At 65.1% G+C, this 6,450-nt stretch carries 7 protein-coding genes; 5 read left to right on the forward strand and 2 right to left on the reverse strand.

The window, feature by feature from the left end; all coding sequences use genetic code 11:
- Nucleotides 1-31 precede the first annotated feature (31 nt).
- The 4 genes from JQ587_RS36005 to JQ587_RS36020 are packed head-to-tail and all read left to right on the forward strand — an operon-like array spanning nucleotide 32 to nucleotide 3,493.
- On the forward strand, nucleotides 32-790 hold the full coding sequence (locus JQ587_RS36005; protein ID WP_212299993.1) for an ABC transporter substrate-binding protein: 759 nt from the start codon (nucleotides 32-34) through the stop codon (nucleotides 788-790).
- Nucleotides 791-814: 24 nt separating this feature from the next.
- Nucleotides 815-1,468, forward strand: coding sequence for an amino acid ABC transporter permease (locus tag JQ587_RS36010; RefSeq protein WP_194406317.1), 654 nt, complete (start codon nucleotides 815-817; stop codon nucleotides 1,466-1,468).
- Nucleotides 1,465-2,196, forward strand: a complete 732-nt coding sequence (locus tag JQ587_RS36015; protein ID WP_212428515.1) for an amino acid ABC transporter ATP-binding protein — start codon at nucleotides 1,465-1,467, stop codon at nucleotides 2,194-2,196. Before JQ587_RS36010 ends, JQ587_RS36015 begins: the two co-directional genes overlap by 4 nt.
- Nucleotides 2,197-2,209: 13 nt before the next feature.
- A complete protein-coding gene (locus tag JQ587_RS36020; RefSeq protein ID WP_249154692.1) occupies nucleotides 2,210-3,493 on the forward strand; it encodes an NAD(P)/FAD-dependent oxidoreductase in 1,284 nt (427 codons plus the stop codon).
- Nucleotides 3,494-3,547: 54 nt separating this feature from the next.
- Here the strand turns inward: JQ587_RS36020 and JQ587_RS36845 are convergent, their stop codons facing one another.
- A complete protein-coding gene (locus tag JQ587_RS36845) occupies nucleotides 3,548-3,766 on the reverse strand; it encodes a hypothetical protein (protein WP_249154693.1) in 219 nt (72 codons plus the stop codon).
- Nucleotides 3,767-3,853: 87 nt separating this feature from the next.
- Nucleotides 3,854-5,443, reverse strand: a complete 1,590-nt coding sequence (locus JQ587_RS36030) for a gamma-glutamyltransferase family protein (protein WP_212428516.1) — start codon at nucleotides 5,441-5,443, stop codon at nucleotides 3,854-3,856.
- Between the two features lie 118 nt (nucleotides 5,444-5,561).
- On the opposite strand from JQ587_RS36030, the gene JQ587_RS36035 reads away from it, so the two are divergent.
- Nucleotides 5,562-6,335, forward strand: a complete 774-nt coding sequence (locus JQ587_RS36035; protein ID WP_212428517.1) for an enoyl-CoA hydratase-related protein — start codon at nucleotides 5,562-5,564, stop codon at nucleotides 6,333-6,335.
- Nucleotides 6,336-6,450: the final 115 nt, after the last annotated feature.

Consider the following 6,450-nt stretch of genomic DNA (forward strand, 5'->3'; position numbering starts at 1 on the left):
CCGCCATCGGCCCGGCCCGAAGGGGGATGCGATGAAGCGTTTTGGTCTGGCCGCAGTCGCGGCACTCGCAATTGCCGCGGTGACGCCGGCATCCGCGCAGCAGGTGCTGAAGGTCGGCTCGACGCCGACCGGCATTCCCTTCACCTTCCTCGACACCAAGACCAACTCCATTCAGGGCATCATGGTCGATCTCATCACCGAAATCGGCAAGGACGCCGGCTTCAACGTGCAGATCGAGCCGATGCAGTTCTCGGCGCTGATCCCGTCGCTGACGTCGAGCAAGATCGACATCATTGCGGCCGCGATGTTCATCACGGCACCGCGCAAAGAGGTCGTCGATTTCTCCGATCCGATCTACACCTATGGCGAAGGCCTGGTGGTGCCGAAGAGCGACTCGAAAGCCTATGCCACGCAGGATGATCTGAAGGGCGAGACGGTCGGGGCCCAGGTCGGTACCGCCTTCGTCGACGCGCTGAAGAAGTCCGGCCTGTTCGCCGACGTGAAGGCCTACGACACCATTCCCGACATCCTGCGCGACGTGAACACCGGCCGCCTCAAGGCCGGCTACGCCGACTATCCGATCCTTGCCTACAATCTGAAGCAGGGCGGCTTTCCCGAGGTGCGCCTCGTCGACGGCTACAAGCCCGTCACCGTCGGCTCGGTCGGCATCGGCGTGCGCAAGGGCGAGGCCGCGCTGCTCGGCAAGATCAACGCTTCGCTCGCAAAGCTCAAGGCCAACGGCACCATCGACAAGATCCTCGACAAATGGGGCCTGAAGGCTCAGGGCTGATAGAGGCTGACAGCAGGCTCTCCGATGAAAGGCTTCTGGCACGACGCTGCCGAGTTCTTCCCGATCCTGATGAACGGCGTCGCGCTGACGATCATCGTCACCATCGGCTCGCTGTTGCTCTCGACAGTGCTTGGCTTGATCTGGGCGATGATGCGGGTGTCCGGCATCAAGGCGCTGTCGATGCTCAGTGCCAGCCTGATCAACGTGATCCGCGGCATCCCGATCATCGTGCTGCTGTTCTATCTCTACTTCGTGATGCCCGATCTGGGCGTTACGCTGAGCGCGTTACAAGCCGCGATCCTCGGGCTCGGCATTGCCTACTCGGCCTATCAGGCCGAGAATTTCCGCGCCGGCATCGAGGCGATCGACAAGGGCCAGATCGAGGCGGCGCAGTCGATCGGCATGGGTTGGTGGCTCACCATGCGCCGCGTGGTGCTGCCGCAGGCGGTGCGCATCGTGCTGCCGCCCTACGGTAACGTCATGATCATGATGCTGAAGGACTCGTCGCAGGCCTCGACCATCACGGTCGCCGAGCTGGCGCTGCAAGGCAAGTTGATCGCGTCCTCGACCTTCAAGAACACCAACGTGTTCACGCTGGTGGCGCTGATGTATCTCACCATGAGCATCCCGCTGATCCTGCTGGTCCGTCACTTCGAGAAGCGGGCCGGCAAGCGATGATCGAGCTGAACGACGTCCACAAGAGCTTTGGCAAGGTCGAGGTGCTCAAGGGCATCACGGCTTCCGTGCAGAAAGGCGAAGTGGTCTGCATCATCGGGCCATCCGGTTCCGGCAAGTCCACCATCCTGCGCTGTATCAACGGTCTCGAAAGCTATGATCGTGGCGAGATCAGCGTCGAGGGCCTGAAGGTCGACCGTGATGCGCCGTCGATCGTATCGATCCGAACTCAGGTCTCGATGGTGTTCCAGCGCTTCAACCTGTTTCCGCATCGAACAGTGCTCGAGAACGTCATCGAGGGGCCGCTGTTCGTGAAGAAGGAGTCGCGCGTGCAGGCGCTCGATCGCGGCCGCACGTTGCTCGCCCGGGTCGGGCTCGCGGAGAAGGCCGACGCGCATCCGCCGCAGCTCTCCGGCGGCCAGCAGCAGCGCGTTGCGATCGCGCGGGCGTTGGCGATGCAGCCCAAAGCCATCCTGTTCGACGAGCCAACCTCGGCGCTCGATCCCGAGCTCGTCGGCGACGTCCTCGGCGTCATGCGCAAGCTCGCCGACGAGGGCATGACCATGATCGTCGTGACCCACGAAATGGGTTTTGCCCGCGACGTCGCCGATCGTGTGCTGTTCATCGATGGCGGGGTCATCGTCGAGCAGGGAGCGGCGAAAACGCTGCTCAACCAACCTCAGCATCCGCGCACGCAGGACTTTTTGCGCCGCGTGCTGCATCCGCTTTGATCGGTCTTCCATCATGACGCGCCTGCCTCTGCCGCCCTCGCTCTATGCCGACACCGCCGTCGCGCCGGTAGCCACGCCGCCGCTCGATACGGACAAGACGGTCTCCGTCGCGATCGTCGGCGGCGGCTACACCGGTCTGTCCACGGCGTTGCATCTGGCCGAGCAGGGCGTCGAGACGCTGGTGCTGGAGGCGCAGGAGCCCGGTTGGGGCGCGTCCGGCAACAACGGCGGCCATACCAATCCCGGCCTGAAGCACGATCCGGATCAGATCGAGGCCGACTTCGGCGCCGAGTTCGGCCGCCGCATGATCGACTTCTCTTACGGCACCGCGAATTTCACGCATGATCTGATCCGCCGCTATCAGATTCCTTGTGAGGCGCGGCAGAACGGCACGCTGCGCGCGGCCTATAATGAAGCGAGCGCTGCTGCGATTGAAGAGACCGCCCAGCAATGCATTCGCCGCGGCATGCCGGTGACGTATCTCAACCGCGAGCAGCTCCGCGAGATGACGGGCACCGATCGCTACATCGGCGCCATGCTCGACACCCGCGGCGGTGACTTGCATCCTCTCAGCTACGCCCGTGGCCTCGCGCGCGCCGCGATCTCGGCAGGTGCGAAGGTGCATGGCGGAACGCCGGCGCTGTCGCTGCGCCGCGACGGCTTGCGTTGGTGCATCGAGACGCCGCGCGCAATCGTGCATGCGGACAAGGTGTTGCTCGCCACCAATGGCTTTACCGACGATCTCTGGCCCGCGCTCCGGCGCACCATCGTGCCAGTATTCTCCTCGATCGCGGCGACCGCGCCGCTTTCCGACGACGTCGCCCGCTCGATCATGCCGACGCGACCCGTTCTTTACGAAAGCGGCCATATCACTGTCTATTACCGCATCGACCAGCACAACCGCCTCCTGATGGGCGGCCGCGGCCCGATGCGCTGGATCAACTCACCGAACGACGTTGCCTATCTGATTCGCTACGCCGAACGGCTTTGGCCGCAGCTCAAGGGCGTCGCCTGGACCCATGGCTGGAACAGCCGGCTCGCGATCACCAAGGACCACTATCCGCATGTGCACGAGCCTGCGGAGACCATCCTGATCTCGCTCGGCTGCAACGGCCGCGGCGTCGCGCTCTCGACCGCAATGGGCGCGCAGCTCGCGCGTCGGCTGATCGGTGGCGTCAAGGCCGAGATCGACATGCCCATCACCGGCATCAAGCCGATCCCGATGCACGCGTTCTGGCCGGTGGGCGTGACCACCGCCGTGATTGCGGGGCGCGTGCGCGACCGGCTCGGCATTTGAAGAAGGCGCCGCTCCATAAGGGAGCGACGCCTTGCATGATTGAAAGATCGGATATCAGCAGCGGCCCTGCTTCCACAGGCCTGGCGGGCATCCGCGACCGCGCCAGCCGACCTTGCGTCCATGCGACCATCCGGGGGGCGTGCCGTGGTGGTGATGGCCCATCGCGTGGCCATGACCGTGGCCACCCCCGTGACCACCCCTGGCGAATGCCGCGCCGGGCATCGTGAAGCCGGCCGCGATGATCAATGTTGCGGCGAGCACAAGCGTCTTCATCTTCATTATCTCCTTTAAGGCACGCATCTGTCCGTTCGATGGACATCGGTCGTGGTGTCGCGCGCAAATATGGAGGAGTAGTGGCGCTCAGGCCTCCGCCACAGCGTCGGCCCAGGGCTGGAAGATCTCGACCGCGCCGGAGTTGACGTCGCCATCGCGCATCACCACGCTCGGGCAAGCGAACTTTTGCGGCAAGGCCTGCACCCGGCTCTCCTGATAGTCGAAGCGCGCGGCCAGGACTTCGCGGACTTCGGCAGGCAGGCGGGCATCGCCGAGCACGATCGCGCCTTCGCTGCAATCGATGCGGGGCTGATGAACGGCGGCATCGAGGTCCATGCCGAAATCCATCGCAAAGGACACCAGCTGCATCACCGAAGGCAGGATGCGCCGGCCGCCGGACGCGCCGACCGCGAGGCGCTTGCCGTCCCGGGTCTCGGCGATGACGGGCGTGTAGTTGCAGAGGCAGCGCTTGCCAGGTGCGAGCGAGTTGGTGGTGCCGGGCGTCGGATCGAACCACATGATGCCGTTGTTCATGGCGATGCCGCTGTGCGGCGTCACATATTTCGAGCCGAACGACGAGAGCAGCGTCTGTGTCACCGCCGCGATGTTGCCGTGGCGGTCGACTACGGAAAAGTGCGTGGTGCAGGCGGGCGCGAGATATTCGGCGCCGAGCGAGCGCTTGCCGTCGGCATCGCCCATGTCCTTGAGCCGCTCGCGGAAGGCCGCCTGCAAGGCGAGCGCGTATTCGACATAGGCGGCCGCATCCGGCGTGCCGGCCGGCTTCAAACTCTGCTGCAACAGGCGCAGCGCATGCGCCATGGTCGGGCCGGCTGTGAGCTCGGGCGTCGCATATACCTTGCCGTCGCGATAGGGGATTGTCAGCGGCTCGCGCAGATGCGCGCGGAATACGGCGAGGTCCTCGACCGACAGCGAGCCGCCATCGGCCTTGACGTCGGACGCGATGCTCTTGGCGAGATCGCCCTGATAGAAATCACGCGGTCCGGCCTCGGCGAGGTGCAACAGCGTCGCCTTCAAATTGTCCTGTGGCAATCGCGTCTCGGCCTCGATGCTCCAGGGCGCGCTTGGCGGCAGGCCGTCCTTCAAAAAGGCTGCCGCGCTTGCCGGATAACGCCGAAGATCCGTCGCCGCACCCGCGATCGTCAGTGTGGTCCACCAGTCGACGAGCAGGCCTTCGCCCGCGAGCGCTGCGGCTGGAGCAACCAGGTCTTTCCACGGCATAGTGGCGTAGCGGCGGTGCGCCTCCTCCATGCCGGCGACGACTCCGGGCACCGCAATCGAGCCGGGACCGTGAACGTTGCGATCGTCCTTCACTCGCGGCCAGGGAAACAGGTCGGAAGCGACGCGGTCTCCGGTGATGGGATAATCGGCCGCGCGCAGGCTCTGTGGTGCGCACATGCCGTAGTCGATCACCTCCGTGCGATTGTCCTTGGCGCGGTAGAGCACCATCGCGCCGCCGCCGCCGATGCCGCTGTTCCAGGGCTCGAGCACGTTCAGCGCAAAGGTGGTCGCCACGATTGCGTCGACGCAGTCTCCGCCCGCCGCCAGCACCTGCGCGCCCACCTCGGCCGCCCGCCGCGATTGTGAAGCAACGATGCCGCCCTTGGATGTGACGGCGGGCTTGCGGACGGTTTGGTTGAGGCTGAATTGATGAGGCATGATGTCGCTTGTGCTTGTCTTCTGCTTGGCTTCGTTGCGTTGACCTTGAAGCTCTGCAATTGGCGGAGCATGCGAAGAATGGCACATTGACGCGAACGAGACCAAAGGGAGACGCGACATGGCAGGTGTGAAACAGGCGCGGGATGGCGCCGTCGGGATCTTGACGCTCGACGAGCCGGCAAGCCTGAATGCGGTGACGCCGAACCTGCTCGGTGCGCTCGCCGCCGCTGTCGCCGAAATGACTGGAGATGAGGAGGTCCGAGCGCTGGTCCTCACCGGCGCCGGGCGCGGCTTTTGCTCAGGACAGAATTTGAAGGCCGCCGGAGCGCTGGGCGAGGACCTCGCGGCCGGCGTGATGCGCTTCTACTGGCCAGCGTTCAAGGCGCTGCGCGAATGCCGCGTGCCTGTCGTTGTTGCCGTCAATGGCGTCGCGGCCGGCGGTGGCTTCAGCCTCGCGATGGCCGGTGACATGATTGTTGCGGCGCGGTCGGCCAGTTTCATTCAGGTGTTCAGCCGCATCGCGCTGGTGCCCGATCTCGGCTCGACCTGGCTGCTGCCGCGGCTGATCGGCCGGCAGCGCGCGCTCGAGCTCATGCTGTTGAACGAGCCGCTGACGGCGGAGCGCGCCCAGGAGATCGGCTTGGTGCGCCAGGTCGTCGACGACGCAAAGCTGATGGAGGAAGCGCTGACGCTGGCCCGCCGTCTGGCCGATGGCCCGACCCGGGCCCTGGTCGCCACCCGCGCCCTCGTCGAGGAGAGCGAGCATACCAGCTACGAAGCGCAGTTCCGCCGCGAAATCGAGCTTCAGGCCACCATCCGCACCAGCGCCGACGCCATCGAAGGCCGCAAGGCCTTCGTCGAGAAGCGCAAGGCGAAGTTTACCGGTAGGTGAGGTAGGGCACGCTTCTTCGTCGTCATGGCCGGGCTTGTCCCACGGCTGTCCGGTTTAGGTTTGAGGAAGACTTAGGCACATCTGCCGCTGATCTTGGACGGTCGGCGGCGGGGCG

This window comes from Bradyrhizobium manausense (assembly GCF_018130615.1).
Taxonomy (GTDB): Bacteria; Pseudomonadota; Alphaproteobacteria; order Rhizobiales; family Xanthobacteraceae; genus Bradyrhizobium; species Bradyrhizobium manausense_A.